Below are 17394 nucleotides of genomic sequence, written 5' to 3'. Positions count from 1 at the left end.
GCGGGAGGGGGAGCTAGGCGCTCAAGCCAGCTGGCAGATATCCAGCACCTGCATGTCGGTATAATCCTGGTTCTCGCCGGCCATCGCCCAGATGAAGGCATAGGCCTTGGTGCCCGCACCCATATGGATCGACCAGGGCGGGCTGATCACCGCTTCCTCGTTGGCCAGGACGATATGCCGGGTCGCCTCGCCCTCGCCCATGAAATGCATCACCCGATCCTTCTCCAGGTCGTCGAGCTCGAAATAGAAATAGATCTCGCTGCGGCGCTCATGGACGTGCGGCGGCATGGTGTTCCACACGCTGCCCGGCTTGAGCACGGTCAGCCCCATCACCAGCTGCGCGCTGTCGCACACGCCGGGGATGACCAGCTGGTAGATCGTTCGCTCGTTGGACTCGGCGAGGCTCCCGCGCTCCAGCGCATTGGCATCGGCGATGCCGAGCTTCCGGGTGGTGAACGCCTTGTGCGCCGGGCAGGACGCCAGATAGAAACGCGCGCCTTCGCCGGAGAAGATCACCTCCTGTGCACCCATGGTGACGTAGAGGCAGTCCTTGTTGCCGAGCGCGAATGCCTCGCCGTCCACCGTCACGGTGCCGTCGACCGCGCCGACGTTGACGATCGCCAGCTCGCGCCGTTCGAGAAAGGGATGCCCTTCGGCCGACTTCGGCTCGGCCTGCGCGGGAAGCCGGACATCGCCGCCCGCCACCTGCACCCCACCGATCACGAAGCGATCGGCATGGGTATAGTTCAGCACGCATTCGCCTGCGCGGAACAGGCCAGAGATCAGATAGCGGTCGCGCAGTTCCTCATTGCTCACGCACTCCATCATGTCGGGATGGGTGGCATAATAGGTCCGGTCGAACATGCGATACTCCTTCCAAGATCATGCGGGCCAGGATCCTGCGGGACGGAGAGCCGATGCGCCGATCATGGCAAGGCCTGGCCACAACGGCCGGCACCTTGCGCCCAATCGTGACATGCAGATCATGACGATCCTCTCCATCCGCCTCGCCAGCGGTTGGCGCAATTGGTAACCGGTGTCAGGAGCGAGCGCAACCCTGTCGGAGCCACACGTTGCGTCCGCGCGTACATATCTGGCCGACTTCCGTGTCTTGCGTGCATACGCCATCCAGCCTCTGCGGGTCGACCAGTGCCCCTCGTCGCTGGAGGCAAGATTTTTATTGCACGGACGCACGCGGCGGCTTGCCATTGACACCGGTTTCCCATACCGATCGGGAAACAACGACCATAGTGAGAGGGGGCGGCCGTGGAGCCGAATAGCGACACTTCGCAGATAGCGCGCGCATTCGTGGAAGCACGCCGGACCGCCTCTGCCCTGCCCGCGTTTCCCGGCGCGATTCCGAGCCATCTGGATGCAGCCTATGCCGTGCAGGACGCGGCGCTGACGCTCTATGCAAAGCCCGTTGCCGGCTGGAAGGTCGGTCGGATCAACCCGCCCGTCGAGGGCATCGACCGGCTGGCTGGCCCCATCTTCGCAGACCAGATCCAATCGCACGACGGAATCGCGATGCCGATCTTCGCCGGCGGCTTCGGTGCGGCCGAAGCGGAGTTCCTGTTGCGCATCGGCCAGGCGCCCGATCCCGCACAGCTCAGCTTCAGCCTCGACGAGGCGCTCGCGTTGATCGACGCCGTCCATGTCGGCATCGAAATCGCCAGTTCGCCCTTTGCCGGCATCAACGATCACGGCCCGACGGTCACCATTTCGGACTTCGGCAACAATAACGGCCTGGTCGTCGGTGCGGCCGTCGACGACTGGCGCGACATCGACCTCAACCGCTGGCCCGTCGCGCTGCACATCAATGGCGCTCAAATAGGCACCGGCATCGCCGCGGACATGCTCGACGGCCCCTTCGGCGCGGCGCGCTTCCTGTTCGAGCACCTGGCGGCGCGCGGCATCGCGATCACGCCGGGCCAATGGATTTCCACCGGTGCGGTCACCGGCGTACACCCCGTCGCGATCGGCGACCGGGTGGAAGCGCGGTTCGACGGCCGGCTTTCGGTACACTGCACGATCAACGCACAATAGGCCCGCAAAGAGGCCCCGACACAGGAGAGAGGACCGATGGCTAGCAGGGAGGCGCCGGCGGTCGCGGCCGCGGCGGACAAGGTCGGGCGGTATCGCTGGGTGATCTGCGCGCTGCTGTTCGCGGCGACGGCGATCAACTATGTCGATCGCCAGATGATCGGGGTGCTGAAGTCGACCATCTCGGGCGAACTCGGCTGGTCCGAAACCACCTATGCCGACGTGATCTTCTGGTTCCAGGCCGCTTATGCGATCGGCTATCTGACCTTCGGCAAGCTGGTCGACTGGGTCGGCGCGCGGATCGGCTATTCGGTCGCCTTCGTCATCTGGACACTGGGCCATACGCTGTGCGGCTTTGTCGGCTCCGCCTTTCAGTTTTCGATCGCGCGCTTCATCCTCGGCATCGGCGAGAGCGGCAATTTCCCCGCCGGCCTCAAGGCGGTGACCGAGTGGTTCCCGGCACGCGAACGCGCGCTGGCCACCGGCATCTTCAATGCCGGCGCCAATGTCGGCGCGGTGGTGACGCCGCTGATCGTCCCGGCGATCACCATCGCCTTTGGCTGGCGCATGGCGTTCATCGTCACGGGTGTGGCGAGCCTGGTCTGGCTGGTCGCCTGGGTGGCGCTGTACCGACGCCCGCGCGAGAGCAGCAAGGTCTCCGCCGCCGAGCTCGCCTATATCGAAAGCGACATGCCCGATCCGGTGCGCAAGATCGGCTGGCTCAAGCTGCTCGGCTATCGCGAGACCTGGGCCTATGCGCTGGGCAAGTTCCTGATCGACCCGATCTGGTGGCTGTTCCTGTTCTGGACGCCCGACTTCCTCGCCAAGACCTATCATCTCGATCTGGTCAGCTTCGGCCCGCCGCTGATCGTGATCTACCTGATCTCGGACCTGGGCAGCGTCGCCGGCGGCTGGTCGTCGTCGCGGCTGATGAAGCGGGGGTTCACCGCCAATGCCGCGCGGAAATGGACGATGCTGGCCTGCGCGATCCTGGTAACGCCGATCTTCTTCGCCCAATATGTGAACCATCTGTGGCTCGCCGTCGCCATCGTCGGGCTGGCGACCGCCGCGCACCAGGCCTTCTCGGCCAATCTCTACACCATCCCGTCGGACATGTTCCCGCGCGCCGCGGTCGGCTCGGTGGTCGGGATCGGCGGCACGGTGGGGGCGATCGGGGGGATGATGATGGCCAAGTTCACCGGCTATATCCTCGAGGCGACCGGCAGCTACACCATCATCTTCGCCGTAGCCGGCAGCGTCTATCTGCTCGCCGTGGCGGTGGTCCATCTGCTGAGCCCGCGCCTCGCCCGCGTCGACAGCATCTGAGCCGGTTGCAGGAGAGGATCGCCGCCATGCCCACCCGCCCCCTAACCTCCGCGCTCGCTCTGGCGGTCGGCTCCCTTTCGCTGTCCGCACAAGCCCAGACCGATCCCGCCGCCGGCCTGCTGTTCCGAGCGTCCGCCGATACGTCGCTCAATGCCGATGTCGCGCAGGGCGACCCCGCCCCCAATTTCCGCGCCCATGTCGACATCGTGCCGGACGGGGCGATCGGCGGCGCGGCGCGCTGGGCGGACGACGGCTATGTCGCGTGGAAGGCACCGGGCAACATGCGCGCGGCGCGCGGCACGCTCTCCTTCTTCTGGCGCGCGCGTGAGCCGCTGGGCGAGGTGCCCTTCGTGATTTTTCGCGCCGGCTTTGCTGACCACACGAGCTGGGACATGGCCTTCCTGCGGATCGACTGGAACGGCCATGGCTTCGACGCCTTCGTCACCGATGCCAATCTCTCGCGGATCCGCGTTTCCTGGCGAATCGACCGCCTGCCCGATCCCGCCGCGTGGAAGCACATCGCCTTCGCCTGGGACGAGACGCAGGGCGTTCGGCTCTATGTCGATGGCCGCGAGGTCGCCCGGAAAGAGCAGCGCGCCGATCTGGATTCCGGGCTCGACCAGTTCGGGCTTGCCGGCCGCGTCATGGCCCCGCACCAGGTGCAGAGCCGCTACAGCTTCATGCGCGGATCGGACGTGGACGAGATCCGCGTCTATGACCGGATGCTCTCCGCCGCCAATGTCGCGCGACTGGCAGCCAAGGCCGAGCCGGGTCCCCTCCCCACGCCCGATGCCGCGGCCGAGCATCAGGCCTGGCTCCATCGCTATGGCTGGGACAAGGCGCTGCCGCCGGTGCTCGATGCGCCCGTCACCCGGGTGCGCAAGGTCGAGTTCGCCGATGCGAAGGACCTGAAGCAATGGATGTGGAAGGGCGTCGACGGCATCGCCGAGACGACCTGGCCCGGCGTCTACAACCGCTCGCGCCTGCCCGGCCGCGACGATTATTTCGAGCTGCCCGACTGGAACACCTATGTCGAGGGCGGCAAACGCTATGACCTGGCGGTGCCGACAGGCGAGCGCTTCAACCGGGTGGAGCTGCGCGGCGCCGCCTATGGCACGCTCAGCTGGAGCGGCGACGGCAAGGACCAAGTGCTGGCCAAGCGGCCGGAGGGCGTGGTGCGCAGCGTCGACCAGTTCACGCCCCGGACCGGCGGAATCCTCCACTTCACCAACGTGATGCAGGAACAGCCGATCCAGGAGCTCTGGGCGTATGACATCGGCGCGGGCGCCGAGCCCGACGGCAGCTTCAAGCTGGACTACACCATCCGCGCAGACCTGGCGCCGACGCTTGCCGCACTGGCGCCGCTCAACGCCTTCATCGCCGGGCGCTATGCGCCGGACGAACGTGCGACCGTGGTCGCGATGCCGACGGCGGGCGTGAAGGCCGCGGTGGGTGCAGGTGCTGCCGGCGGCGGCGGCAAGGTGGCGCGGCCCGCGGGCATGGCGCCGATCGTCCACATCCTCCTGCCCGCCAGCCTCGGCGACGCGCCGCCCGACCAGCCCGTCGCGCGCGCCTTCGACTATGGCTGGCAGAATATCCATGACGGGCTGGACGGCATCGCGCTCGACCTGCCCGCGCTGCCCGGCACGCAGCCGGTCGCGCTCGACATCCGGGTGAAGGACCCGATCTGGCCCGAGCGCGACATGATCGACCTTTCGGTCACGCTCCGCCCCGGCGAGAAGCGCACCCTCTGGCTCGACCTGCGCGATCGCCTCCTGTCGCAGGACAGCCTCTATCTCTCGATCGCCGCGTCCGATCCCGCTTTCTCGGCGGCAAGCCTCGACGGCGCGCGCATCCGGCTGGTGTTCAAGCCGCGCGCCGACGCGCTGCAGGAGCATGTCGCCGATCGGCTCAACCAGGTGAAGGACAATTGGGCGTTCCTCGTCGAGGAGCATACCGCGTCGAAGCGGATGGCACTCTATCGCCGCCTGTTCGCCGACATGACCGACCTGCTGCGCGTCGATCCCGACAACAAGCTCGCGCGCACCTATTGGGCGGACATCAACTATCGCCCGGAAAACATGCCCGCCTTTACCCAGCCAGTGCCGCAGGCGGGGGAGCCGCTCTGGGCATTCCGACAGCTGGAGGATCTGCGCTATGTCCGCCGCTTCGTCGACTGGTGGATCGACGAGCGGCAGGTGCCCTATGGCGATTTCGGCGGCGGCATCTCCGACGATACCGACCTGACCCAGCAATGGCCCGGGCTCGCGCTGATGGGCGTCGAGCCGGACAAAGTGAACGCCTCGCTGCGCGCGCTGTCCGACGCAGCCTATGCCAATGGCATGCGCACCAACGGGCTCGGCACCATCACCACCGACGAGCTCCACGCCTATGAGGAAGGGCTGAACTCGGATGCCGAACGGCTGTACCTCAACTGGGGCGAGCCCAAGGCCGTCGAGCGGCTGATGGAGACGACGCGGGCGCTGCAGGGCGTGATCCTAAAGAACCCGGCGGGGCATTTGCACTTCGCCTCCAACTGGTATGGCGGGCGCAAGATGTACCGCGACCCGGCCTGGGCCTGGCAGAAGCCGTACAGCTTCACCGTGATGCACGCGCCGATCCTGATCGGCCTGTACAACGGCAATGCCCAGGCGCGCGGGCTCGTCACCGGCGTGATGGACGGGTGGCTGGCACATGGCCGGCAGGACGCGAGCGGCGGCTGCAGCTTCCCCAACGAGATCAACTGGGGCACCGATGCCGAACGCGTCGGCGACGGCGGCGGTATCACCACGCCGCTCCAGAGCGCGTGGAGCGCCTGGCGCTTTACCGGCGACGCCAAATATCTCCGCCCGATCGACGCGCGGATCGCCAAGAGCGGCGCGGCGACACTCGCCGAATTCAACGAAAATGCCTTCACGGCGCTGCCCGGCGGCGCGAAGCTGCGCGCCGACATCGACGCCGCCGCCAAGGCCGATCCCTTCTCGCTCTACGCGCGCTGGGACGCGACCGGCGACACCAAGGCGCTCGAACGGCTCCACGCAGACGCGATCGCCGACAAGGCGCAGCACGAATATCTCTATACCGAAGGCCATTGGTGGTCGGACCGGGTCGAGCAGCCCAACGAGATCCTCCAGCGCGAGCGGCTGGGCGGCATCGCGCTTCGCCGCAACCAGACTTGGCCCGGCAACAGCGTCTCCTGGCGCTTCGCCGAGGCCGGCGCCGGCGAGCAGGTGGCGATCCTGGTGCCCGGCGCGACGCCCGACCGCTTCCGCGTGCTCGCCTATAACCGCACCGATCGGCCGCAGCGGGCGACGATGACCGCCTGGAACGTCACCGCCGGCAGCTGGACGATGCGGCGCTCGACGAGCGCCGATGGCGGCGGCGCCCTGGTCGCAGACGGTGCGCCGACCACGCTGCCCCTCGAACGCAGCCTCGGCACCGATCTGGTCTTCGCGCCGCACACCACCACGATCTACGATTTCGCGCTGGCGTCTCCGACGACGCCGGTGGAGCAGCGGCCGGATCTCGGCATCGGAATCGACGATGTGGTGCGCACCTCCAAGGGCTTTGCCGTCACGGTGCACAGCCTCGGCGCGCAGCGTGCCCCCGGCGGCACCCTCACCCTGCGCGGCGCCGATGGCGCGGTGCTGGCGACGGCCCAAATCCCGCCCCTTGACGCACCGACCGACCTGCGGCCGCGCACCGTCGTCGTGCGGATCGCGCCGCCGAAAGGGCAAGTGACGCGCGTCGAGGTAGCACTCCCCGACAATGCGCCGGAAGTCACCCGCCTCAACAACCGCGTTGACCTGACGCCCGCCCGATGACGCTGTCGCGGCGTCATCTGCTCGCGGGGGCCGGTGCGATGGCGATACCCCCCGCGCGCGCGTCCGCGGCCACGGACTTGGACGTCCGCCACGCGCTCGATGAAGCGGCGACGCTTCCGCCCGACCGCGCTTTGGCCCTGCTCAACCCCCTCACGGCGCGGGGCGCATCCCTCGGCAGCCGCCTCGACCTGCAGGCCGCGCGCGCCGGTTTGCGCGTCGATCTTGCGCTGGCGCACGCACCCGAAGCGGGGCCGCGGCGTTTCGCGCTGCAGGTACAGCGGGTCACCGGCGACGATGCCGAGCTAATGCGGGTGGAGCGGGATCTGAACGCGGCGCTCCGCACTCTGCTGGCAAGCGCTACTGCTATCTTCGATCGCCTCGCCCTCCCCGGCGCCTCGGTCGGCGCGCGCTTCGAGCGCCTCTGGCACGACCCGCGCTATCTCTTCCCGGACGATGCCGATGGCCGCGCCGCCGCCTTGGAGGGAATGCGGGCGACGCTCGCCGCCATCCAGCCCCGGCTGCCGCGGCTGGTCGGTGCGCTGCCGCCGGAATGCCGCCACGTCGAGATCCGCGCGCTGACGGCAGAGGAGATCGCCGCCGGCAAGGGCGGGTACCGCATCCTTCCCGGCGCGGGCGTGCCCGGCAGCTATGTGGTGGACCTGAAGGACATCCGCCGCCGGCCGAGCTTCTCGCTCCCGAGCGTCGTCGCGCACGAACTGCTGCCCGGCCATATGGCACAGCTTCCGCTGGAAGCCCGCGCCCAGCCACACCCGCTGCGGCTACGCTACGCCGCCGCTTTCACGGAAGGCTGGGGAAGCTATGCCGAGATGCTGATGGCCGATGACGGGCTGTTCGCGGAGCCGCATGCGCTGCTCGGCCACCTCCACTGGATGCTCTTCCGAACCTGTCGCGGCCTCGCCGACATCGCCTTGCACGTTCGCGGCGCGAGCCTCGATCAGGCGCTGGCCCCGATGCGGGCATCGATGGGAGAGCCCGTCTATTTCGCGCCCTTCGAAGCAGACCTCGCGCGGATCGCGCAGGAACCCGCCCTTCGCGCCGCCGAGGCATGGCTGCCGCTCCGCCTGCGCGCCCTGCGCCCGCGGGATCGACGTGACTGGCCGCGCTTCCATGCGGCGCTGCTTCGGACGGGGCGCCGCCGAACCGAGCAATGCCGCTAATCGGCGACCGCTTCGGTGGTGCCTGCCGCTAGCCGCGACGCGCGGAAGGCCTCAGTCCCGCGACAGTGCCGCGACGCGCAGCATCGCCACCGCGGCCAACAGCAGCGTGCCGCTCGCAAACGCCATGGTCCAGATCGGCTCGCCGGGAAAAAAGCGGTTCATGATCGATCCCATCACCGTCGCCACCAGCAGCTGCGGCACCACCACGAAGACGTTGAACAGCCCCATATAGATGCCGAGTTTCGCCTGCGGCAGGCTGGAGGCGAGGATCGCATAGGGCATGGCGAGGATCGACGCCCAGGCGATGCCGATGCCCACTTCGCTGGCGATCAGCCACGCCGGATCGCGCACCAGGAAGAAGCTGGCATAGCCCGCCGCCCCGCACAACAGCCCGAAGATATGCGTGCGCGCCTTGCCGAAGCGCGCCGAGAGCAAGGGCAGCAGCGTCAGCGCGGCCACCGCGGCGACGCCGTTATAGGTGGCGAACAGCACGTCGACCCAGTTCGCGCCTTCCTGGTAGCCGGTGCTCTTCGGATCCGGCGATCCATAGAAGGCCCCGGCGACGATCGGCGTGGTGTTGATCCACATGATGAACAGCGCCGACCAGCTGAAGAACTGCGCCACCGCCAGCCGCTTCATCAGCACCGGCATGCCCGCGAAATCGCCGACGATATAGCCGAGCATGCTCGCCCTGCCCGCCCGCGCCCGCACAATTGCGACGATCTGCGCCAAGCCATAGGCAGCCAGCAGGCCACCCAGCAAATAGACTTCCTTTTCCAGCGCAAACCGCCAGACGCCAATTACCACCAGCGCACCCAGCACGATCCACGACAGACCCGCACTAGGCCTTCGTGCCGCGAGCAGAGCCACCGCTTCGCCCGAATCTTCGGCCGCCGGGCCGTCGAAGGCCGCCATCTCCGCCGGGCTGTACTCACGGGTGGTTAGCACGGTCCAAAGCACCGAGCAGAACAGCGCCGCGCCGCCGAACCAGAAGGCGTAGCGCACCGTGTCCGACACGCCGTGCGCCACCGCCGCGTTGGAGACGCCGAGATGTTCGAGCGCCCAGGGGAAGATCGATCCCAGCACCGCGCCCATCCCGATAAACGCGGTCTGCACCGCATAGCCGGCGCTGTGCTGGTCCTTGCGCAGCATGTCGCCGACAAAGGCGCGGAACGGCTCCATCGAGATGTTGAGCGAGGCGTCGAGTACCCACAGCAGCCCGGCTGCGAACCACAAGGCCGGGCTCTCCGGCATCAGCAGCAGCGCGAGCGCCGCAAGGATCGCGCCGCCGAGGAAATAGGGGCGCCGGCGCCCGAGCCGCCCCAGCCAGGTCTTGTCGCTGAGGTGCCCGATGATCGGCTGGACCAGCAGCCCGGTGAGCGGCGCGGCCACCCACAAGGCCGGTAGGTCGTCCAGCCGCGTGCCGAGCGATTGGAAGATCCGGCTCATATTCGCATTCTGCAGGGCGAAGCCGATCTGGATGCCGAAAAAGCCGAAGCTGATATTCCACAGGCCTGCGAAGGACTGGCGCGGCTTCTCCATGCTCACGCCCCGCACGACTTGCGCACGATCAGCTTGGTCGGAAGCAGCGCCGGTCCCACCGGCTTCTCGCGAATCCGCCCGATCAGCGTCTCCACCAGCGTGCGGCCCGCGAGCCGCGCATCCTGCATCACGGTGGTGAGCGGCGGGTTGGCCGAGCTGGCCGCGGGAATATCGTCGAAACCGATCACCGAAACATCCTCTGGAATGCGCTTGCCCGCGGCCTGGAGCACCCGCATCGCACCGATCGCGATCAGGTCGCTCGCCGCGAGGATCGCGTCGAAATCCGCGCCGCTGTCGAGCAGCGCCTGTGCCGCGGCCGCCCCGGATTCCTCCGTGGTGATCGCGTCGATCTGGAGCGCCGGGTCGACGGCAAGCCCTGCCCCGGCCAGCGCCTCGGCATGGCCGCGATAGCGCTCGTAAAACTCGGGATAGTGGCTCGATGCCGTACCCAAAAATGCAATGCGCGTGCGGCCGAGCCCGAGCAGGTGCCGCGTCGCCTCGGCCCCGCCGCCGCGATTGTCGCAACCGATGGTCAGCCCGGCACCCTCGGCCAGCACCGATCCCCAGCGGACGAAATGCGTGCCGGCATCGCGCAGCGCCTTCAGCCGCGCGCGGTACAGTTCGAAATCGCCATAGCCGAGCAGGATCAGCCCGTCCGCCTTGCGCGCATCCTCATAATCGGTGTGCCAGTCGCTGGAGAGCTGCTGGAAGCTGATCAGCAGGTCATGATTATGCTCGGCGCAGGTGCGGATGATCGATCCCAGCATCGAATGAAAGAAGGGATTGATCAGCGAATCGTCCGAGGTCGGATCCTCGAAGAACAGCAGCGCCAGCGTCTGCGAATGGCGCGTGCGGAGATTGGAGGCGGCCTTGTCGACGCGGTAGTTCAACTGCTTGGCGATCGACTCGATACGCAGCCGCGTCGCCGGATTTACCCCCGCTTCGCCGCGCAGCGCACGCGAAACGGTCGGCTGAGAGACGCCCGCCAGCTGCGCGATATCGAACGACGTAGGCTTGCGCTGCATGCCCATCCTGCTTCCTCCCCGCGTACGGCCGTGGTCGCCGCATCGCATAATATGCATGGGCGCAGCAGGGTGGTGCCGTCAATCGGCAGACTGGTGCCGAAAGGCCATAGCGGGCCCGCATCGGGCCTGAATACGTATGTGAGCGGCTGGCCTCCATACCCCCTTTTGCAAGATTGAATGCAGCACTGCGCAGAACCGGCGCATCCCGCATGGGGCGGGCATTCATCCGGCCACCCAAGAGCCGGGGTAGAGACAGATTGGGGAGAGACATGTTGCTCAGCACGTTCCGCGGCCGTCACGCCGCCCGCATCGCCCTTGGCGCCAGCGCCGCCGCGATCGCCTTCAGCTTCACCACCGCCGCCTTCGCGCAGGACAGCGGCACCCCCGCCGCCGATGCGCAGGACAAAGGCCCCGGCGAGATCGTCGTCACCGGCTTCCGCGCCGCGCTCGCCAGCTCGGCGAACATCAAGCGCAACAACACGATGATCGTGGACTCGGTCTCTTCCGAAGACATCGGCAAGCTGCCCGACGTGTCGATCGCGGACTCGCTGGCGCGCATCCCGGGCGTCACCGCGCAGCGCCTCGAAGGCCGCGACCAGCGCCTGTCGATCCGCGGCCTCGGCCCCGACTTCTCCACCACCCTGCTCAACGGCCGCGAGCAGGTGACCGTGGGCGATAATCGCGGCGTCGAGTTCGACCAGTACCCGTCGGAATTCTTCAAAAACGTCAACGTCTACAAGTCGGCCGACGCCTCGCTGATCGCCGCCGGTATCGCCGGCACGGTCGACCTGCGCATGCTGCGCCCGCTCGCCCAGTCGCAGCGCACCTTCGTCGTCGCCGCGCGCGGCCAGATGAACGAGCAGAAGAAGCTCAATCCGGACGGCACTCGCTACGGCTATCGCGCCTCGGCGACCTATGTCGACAAGTTTGCGGGCGACACGCTGGGCATCGCCATCGGCCTCTCCGCGCAGAACACGCCGACCCAGATCGAGCGCTATGCTGCCTGGGGCTTCCCGGCCGAATCCAACGCCGGCAACAACCTCTTCCTCGGTGGCGCCAAGCCCTATGTGCAGTCGAACCTGCTCAAGCGCTATGGCGGCGTCGCGACGGTGGAATGGCAGCCGAGCGAGAATTTCCACTCGACCTTCGACGGCCTCTATTCGCACTTCGAGGAAACCCAACGCCTGCGCGGCATCGAGTTCCCGATCGCCCCGGCCTATGGCTCGAACGCGACGATCCAGCCGGGCTACACGGTGCAGAACGGCCTCGTCACCAGTGCGACGATCTCCAACGTCGTCGCCGTCCAGCGCAACGATTACAACAAGCGCAAGGCCGAGAACATTTCGCTGGGCTGGAACAACGACTTCAAGCTGAGCGACAGCATCCACTTCGTCGTCGACGCCAGCTGGAGCCACGCCACCCGCACCGACTTCCTGCTCGAGACCTATTCGGGCACCGGCTATAACCAGTCCGGTGCGAAGGACACGATCAAGATCAACCAGAATGCGAACGGCACCTACAGCATCGTTCCGACGCTGGACTATACCAACACGAACGTGATCAGCCTCACCGATCCGCGCGGCTGGGGCTATAACGGCACCCAGTCGGTGGTGCAGGCCGGCTTCCTCAACCGGCCGGACTTCGAGGACGACCTCAAGTCGCTGCGCGCCAGCTTCAACGGCGAGTTCAGCGGCAGCATCGTCAAGAGCTGGGAAATCGGCGGCAATTTCAGCCGCCGCGAGAAGCAGAGCCGCTACACCTCCTACTTCCTCTGCCCGCCGGGCGCGGGCACCGGCTGCACGATCGCCAGCGGCACGCCGACCAGCTTCGCGGTGCCGTCGGATGCGGTACTCGGCGAGCAGGTCGCACTCGCCTATCTCGGCGTGCCCAAGATGCTGACCTATGATCCGCTCAAGGTTTATGGGCAGTTGCGGCCGGTGTTCGACAATCGCCCCGGCTCGCTGGTTCGCGACAACACCGTCACCGAGAAGGTCTATACCGGCTATGCCAAGCTGACGATCGACGGCACCGTGGGCGGCAAGTCGCTCAAGGGCACGCTCGGGCTGCAGGTGGTACACACCGACCAGGGCTCGTCTGGCGCGATCGCTGCGCTGCAGGGCGGCGTGGTCACCGTGGCGCCGGTGGCGGACAGCACCAAGTACACCAACTTCCTGCCCTCGGCGACGTTCAGCCTCGAGCTGGTGCCGACCTTCTACGTGAAGATGGGTGCGGCGCAGACGATGGTGCGCCCGCGCCTCGATCAGGAACGCATCACCCAGGCGGTGAATGTCGACCTGTCGAAACTCGGCTTGGGCAGCCTGCCGCAGAACAGCCCGTTCAGCTCGGATGGCGGCAATTTCCGCCTGCGCCCTTACCAGTCGACCAACATCGACATTTCGCTGGAGAAATATCTGCGCGGCGGCGGCTATCTCTCGGTGGCCGGCTTCTACAAGCACCTGACCGACTTCGTCGATCCGAACAACAGCACGCTGTACGACTTCTCGGCGCTGCTCAACGCCCTGCCGCCCGCAGCACAGGCGATCGTGCGGTCGCAGAACGCGCAGTTCGGCCTGGTGAAGACCCCGGACAATACCGGCCGCGGCGACATTCTCGGCGTGGAAGCCACCGCATCGGTGCCGTTCAGCATGTTCGCCAACGCGCTCGACGGGTTCGGCATCTTCGCCAGCGGCTCCTATGTCGACAGCCGCGTCATTTATGGCAGCAACCCGAACACGCCCGTCACGCTGCCCGGCCAATCCAAGTGGATCGCCACCGGCACCGCCTATTACGAGAAGAACGGCTTCCAGGCGCGCGCCACCTATCGCTGGCGCGACAGCTTCCTGGCGGAACTGGCCGGACTTTCGGCCAATCCGGAGTTCCGCACCGGCAAGTCCGAAGGCGTGCTGGATGCGCAGATCGGCTATGAGTTCCAGACCGGTCCGCTGAAGGGTCTGGCGATCCTGGCGCAGGCCAAGAACCTCACCGATGCGCCGTTCATCACCACCGAGGCGGGCGATCCCCGTCTGGTGCGTGAATATCAGCGCTACGGCCGCGATTATTATCTCGGCATCACGTACAAGTTCTGAGGTTCGTCGGCCCGGTCTCCCCGCGGAGATCGGGCCCCATCGCCGGCACCGGAGGGGGAGCGCCATGGCAGTCGCAGCACCATATCGCATCGTCGTCGTCGGCGGCGGCACGGCCGGTTGGATGGCCGCGGCGGCGCTGGCCCGCTTCCTCGGCCCCGGCTTCACGATCACGCTCGTCGAATCCGACGCGATCGGCACGGTGGGCGTCGGCGAGGCGACCATCCCGCAGATCGGCCTGTTCAACGCGAGCCTGGGCATCGACGAGGACAGCTTCGTCGCCGCCACCCAGGCCAGCTACAAGCTGGCGATCGAGTTCGTCGGCTGGACCAAGGGCGGGCGCTACATGCACGCCTTTGGCAATGTCGGCCGCGACAATGGCCTGCTCGCCTTCCGCCACACCTGGCTGCGCGGGCTTGCGGAAGGCGTGGCCGAGCCGCTCGCCGCCTATGCGCTCAACAACGTGGCGGCGCTCGGCAATCGGATGCAGCGCGGCCCGGCCCGCACCGCCCGCGTGCTGCCGGAAATGCCCTATGCCTTCCATTTCGATGCCGGTCTCTATGCCCGCTTCCTGCGTAGCTATGCCGAGGCACGCGGCGTGGTGCGGCATGAGGGACGGATCGAAGCCGTCGCTCGCAACGGGGAGGACGGTGACGTGGCCGCGCTCCACCTCGACGGCGACCGCCGGATCGAGGGCGACCTGTTCCTCGATTGCACCGGCTTCCATGCCCGCCTGATCGGCGAGGCGATCGGCGTCGGCTATCAGGACTGGTCACAATGGCTGCCCTGCGACCGCGCGCTTGCGGTGCCGAGCGCCCGCGCCCGCGACTTCACCCCCTATACCCGTGCCACCGCGCACGATGCCGGCTGGCAATGGCGGATCCCGCTCCAGCATCGCACCGGCAACGGCATCGTCTATTCGAGCCGCCACCTCTCCGACGACGAGGCCGCGGCGCGGCTGCTCGCCGGGCTGGACGAGCCCGCACTCGGCGATCCGCGCCCGATCCGCTTCCGCACCGGGCGGCGCGAGGTCGCCTGGGCGGGCAATGTCATCGCGCTGGGACTGGCCAGCGGTTTCCTCGAGCCGCTCGAATCCACCAGCATCCACATGATCCAGTCGGCCGTGGAGCGCGTGCTCAAACTCCTCCCCGGCCGACGCGCCCTTGAGCCGCTGCGCGACAGCTATAACCGCCAGGCCGCGCAGGAGAGCGAGCGCATCCGCGACTTCCTGATCCTCCACTATTGGGCCAACGACCGCGACGGGCCCTTCTGGCGCGAGCGGCGCGAGGCGCCCCTGCCCGAAGGCCTTGCCGAGAAGATCGCGCTGTGGCGCGACACCGGCGAGATCGTCCGCGAAGAGGGCGACCTGTTCAGCGACGTCGCCTGGCTGCAAGTGCTGGCCGGCCAGGGCATCACCGCACAGGGACACCACCCTCTCGCCGATCAGCCGCCGGTGGCACAGATCGCCGAATATCTCGACCTCCTCGCCAAGCTGAATGCGCGCGAAGTCGCGCAGATGCTCCCCCATAGCGACTTCGTCCGCGCGCACGGCGCTGCGGACGCGGAGATTGCCGCATGATCCCTTCGACCGCCCTCGCCCTGCTCGCCGCCGCGCTCGCCGCGACGCCGGCCATGGCGCAGACCTATCGCGACCGATTGCCCGAAGACGAAGTGCTCTACTTCCTCCTGCCTGACCGCTTCGACAATGGCGACACCGCCAATGATCGCGGCGGGCTGGCCGGCGACCGGCTCGTCACCGGGTTCGATCCCGCCTCCAAGGGCTTCTACCATGGCGGCGACCTGAGGGGCGTGCTGAACCGGCTCGACTATATCCAAGCACTGGGCGCCACCGCGATCTGGGTCGGGCCGATCTTCAAGAACAAGCCGGTGCAGGGACCGAAGGGGCAGGAATCGGCCGGCTATCACGGCTATTGGATCACCGATTTCACCCAGGTCGATCCGCATTTCGGCACCAATGCCGAGTTCAAGGCGCTGGTCGACGCGGCACACAAGCGCGGCATCAAGGTGTACATGGACATCGTGGTGAACCACACCGCGGACGTGATCCAGTATCGCGAATGCGGCGACTGCAGCTATCGCAGCCGTGCCGACTATCCGTACAGCCGCAAGGGCGGCCTCAGCGGCGCGCCGATCAACCCGGGCTTTGCGGGCGACGACGATCATGGCGCCGCCAATTTCGCCAAGCTCACCCGGCCGGACTACGCCTATACGCCGGTCGTGCCCGAGGCGGAGCGGAACGTGAAGGTGCCCGCCTGGCTCAACGACCCGATCTACTACCACAATCGCGGCAACTCGACCTTTGCCGGCGAGAGCTCGACCATGGGCGATTTCGTCGGGCTCGACGACCTGATGACCGAGCATCCGCGCGTCGTTGCCGGCATGATCGACATCTTTGGCGGTTGGATCGATCGCTTCGGGATCGACGGCTTCCGCATCGACACCGCACGTCATGTGAATCGGGAATTCTGGCAGGCTTTCGTCCCCGCGATGCTCGCCCGCGCCAAGGCCAGGGGCATCCCGAACTTCCACATCTTCGGCGAGGTCGCCGATCCCGAGGTTGCCGCGCTTGCCCAGCATACCCGCGTGGACAAGTTCCCTGCAGTACTCGACTTTGCCTTCAACCAGGCGGTGATCGACGTCGCCGGCGGCAAGGGCACCGATCGCCTCGCCAAGGTCTTCGCAGCGGACGTGCTCTACGAGGGCGGCGAGAGAACTGCGCATTGGCTGCCCACCTTCGTCAGCAACCATGACGCCGGCCGTGCCGCCACCTTCATCAAGCAGGCCAACCCGAAGATCAGCCAGGCCGAACTGCTCCAGCGCGTTCAGCTCGCCCAAGCGATGCTCCTGCTGCTGCGCGGCGTGCCGACCATCTATTCGGGCGACGAGCAGGGCTTCGTCAGCGACGGCAACGACCAGGACGCGCGCGAGGACATGTTCGGGAGCAAAGTGGCCAGCTACAACGACAATCACCTGCTCGGCACCGACGCGACCACGGCCACGCCGAGCTTCAACATCGACCACCCGCTGTTCCGCGAGATCGCGACGCTCGCCCGGCTGCGGACCAGCCACCCGGCCCTCACCCGCGGCCGACAGGTCACCCGCTTCGCCAGCGACAAGCCCGGCCTGTTCGCCGTCTCGCGCTTCGATCCGAAGACCGGCGCCGAGACGGTGATCGCCTTCAACACCAGCCCCGAGCCGTGGAGCGGCAACGTCCAGGTCGAGACCGGCTCCACCGCCTTCCGCACGCTGGCAGGTGCCTGCCCCGCCAGCGCCGCTGCCCCCGGCAGCCTCACCCTTTCCCTTCCCGCGTTCGGCTATGCCGTCTGCGCGGCCGGAGCAGCCAAGTGAACCT

The 17394-nt window shown here is 67.4% G+C and carries 10 protein-coding genes; 7 read left to right on the top strand and 3 right to left on the bottom strand.

What is annotated here, in order from left to right; all coding sequences use genetic code 11:
• Positions 1-21 precede the first annotated feature (21 nt).
• Positions 22-864, bottom strand: coding sequence for a 5-dehydro-4-deoxy-D-glucuronate isomerase (kduI, locus tag ACTJKY_RS21410; RefSeq protein ID WP_440848100.1), 843 nt, complete (start codon positions 862-864; stop codon positions 22-24).
• Between the two features lie 402 nt (positions 865-1266).
• On the opposite strand from kduI, the gene ACTJKY_RS21405 reads away from it, so the two are divergent.
• From ACTJKY_RS21405 to ACTJKY_RS21390, 4 genes are all read left to right on the top strand, one after another.
• The gene (locus ACTJKY_RS21405; protein ID WP_440848099.1) at positions 1267-2046 is read left to right on the top strand and encodes a 2-keto-4-pentenoate hydratase; all 780 of its coding nucleotides are present in this window, start codon (positions 1267-1269) and stop codon (positions 2044-2046) included.
• 36 nt (positions 2047-2082) lie between these two features.
• A complete protein-coding gene (locus ACTJKY_RS21400) occupies positions 2083-3369 on the top strand; it encodes an MFS transporter (RefSeq protein WP_440848098.1) in 1287 nt (428 codons plus the stop codon).
• 26 nt (positions 3370-3395) lie between these two features.
• Positions 3396-7193, top strand: coding sequence for a LamG-like jellyroll fold domain-containing protein (locus ACTJKY_RS21395; protein ID WP_440848097.1), 3798 nt, complete (start codon positions 3396-3398; stop codon positions 7191-7193).
• Positions 7194-7270: 77 nt separating this feature from the next.
• Positions 7271-8371 carry a DUF885 family protein gene (locus ACTJKY_RS21390; RefSeq protein ID WP_440848096.1) on the top strand — a complete coding sequence of 367 codons (1101 nt, stop codon included), beginning with the start codon at positions 7271-7273 and terminating at the stop codon, positions 8369-8371.
• 51 nt (positions 8372-8422) lie between these two features.
• On the opposite strand, the gene ACTJKY_RS21385 is transcribed toward ACTJKY_RS21390, so the two are convergent.
• Positions 8423-9913 carry an MFS transporter gene (locus ACTJKY_RS21385; protein WP_440848095.1) on the bottom strand — a complete coding sequence of 497 codons (1491 nt, stop codon included), beginning with the start codon at positions 9911-9913 and terminating at the stop codon, positions 8423-8425.
• Positions 9914-9915: 2 nt separating this feature from the next.
• Positions 9916-10944: a LacI family DNA-binding transcriptional regulator gene (locus tag ACTJKY_RS21380; RefSeq protein WP_440848094.1), complete on the bottom strand. Its 1029-nt coding sequence runs from the start codon at positions 10942-10944 to the stop codon at positions 9916-9918.
• A 263-nt stretch (positions 10945-11207) separates the two neighbouring features.
• Here ACTJKY_RS21380 and ACTJKY_RS21375 point away from each other — a divergent pair, with 263 nt between their 5' ends.
• The 3 genes from ACTJKY_RS21375 (at position 11208) to ACTJKY_RS21365 (ending at position 17390) form a co-directional block, all read left to right on the top strand.
• Positions 11208-14024: a TonB-dependent receptor gene (locus tag ACTJKY_RS21375; protein WP_440848093.1), complete on the top strand. Its 2817-nt coding sequence runs from the start codon at positions 11208-11210 to the stop codon at positions 14022-14024.
• Positions 14025-14088: 64 nt separating this feature from the next.
• Entirely contained in the window at positions 14089-15600 is a 1512-nt protein-coding gene (locus ACTJKY_RS21370; protein WP_440848092.1) for a tryptophan halogenase family protein, read from the top strand.
• Positions 15597-17390: an alpha-amylase family glycosyl hydrolase gene (locus tag ACTJKY_RS21365; protein ID WP_440848091.1), complete on the top strand. Its 1794-nt coding sequence runs from the start codon at positions 15597-15599 to the stop codon at positions 17388-17390. The genes ACTJKY_RS21370 and ACTJKY_RS21365 overlap by 4 nt, the downstream gene beginning before the upstream one ends.
• Positions 17391-17394: the final 4 nt, after the last annotated feature.

The sequence above is a fragment of the Sphingomonas sp. 22176 genome, assembly GCF_052045505.1.
Classification (GTDB): domain Bacteria; phylum Pseudomonadota; class Alphaproteobacteria; order Sphingomonadales; family Sphingomonadaceae; genus Sphingomonas.
The sequence above is the reverse complement of the archived record's forward strand: the minus strand, read 5'-3'. Positions and strand labels throughout refer to the sequence as shown.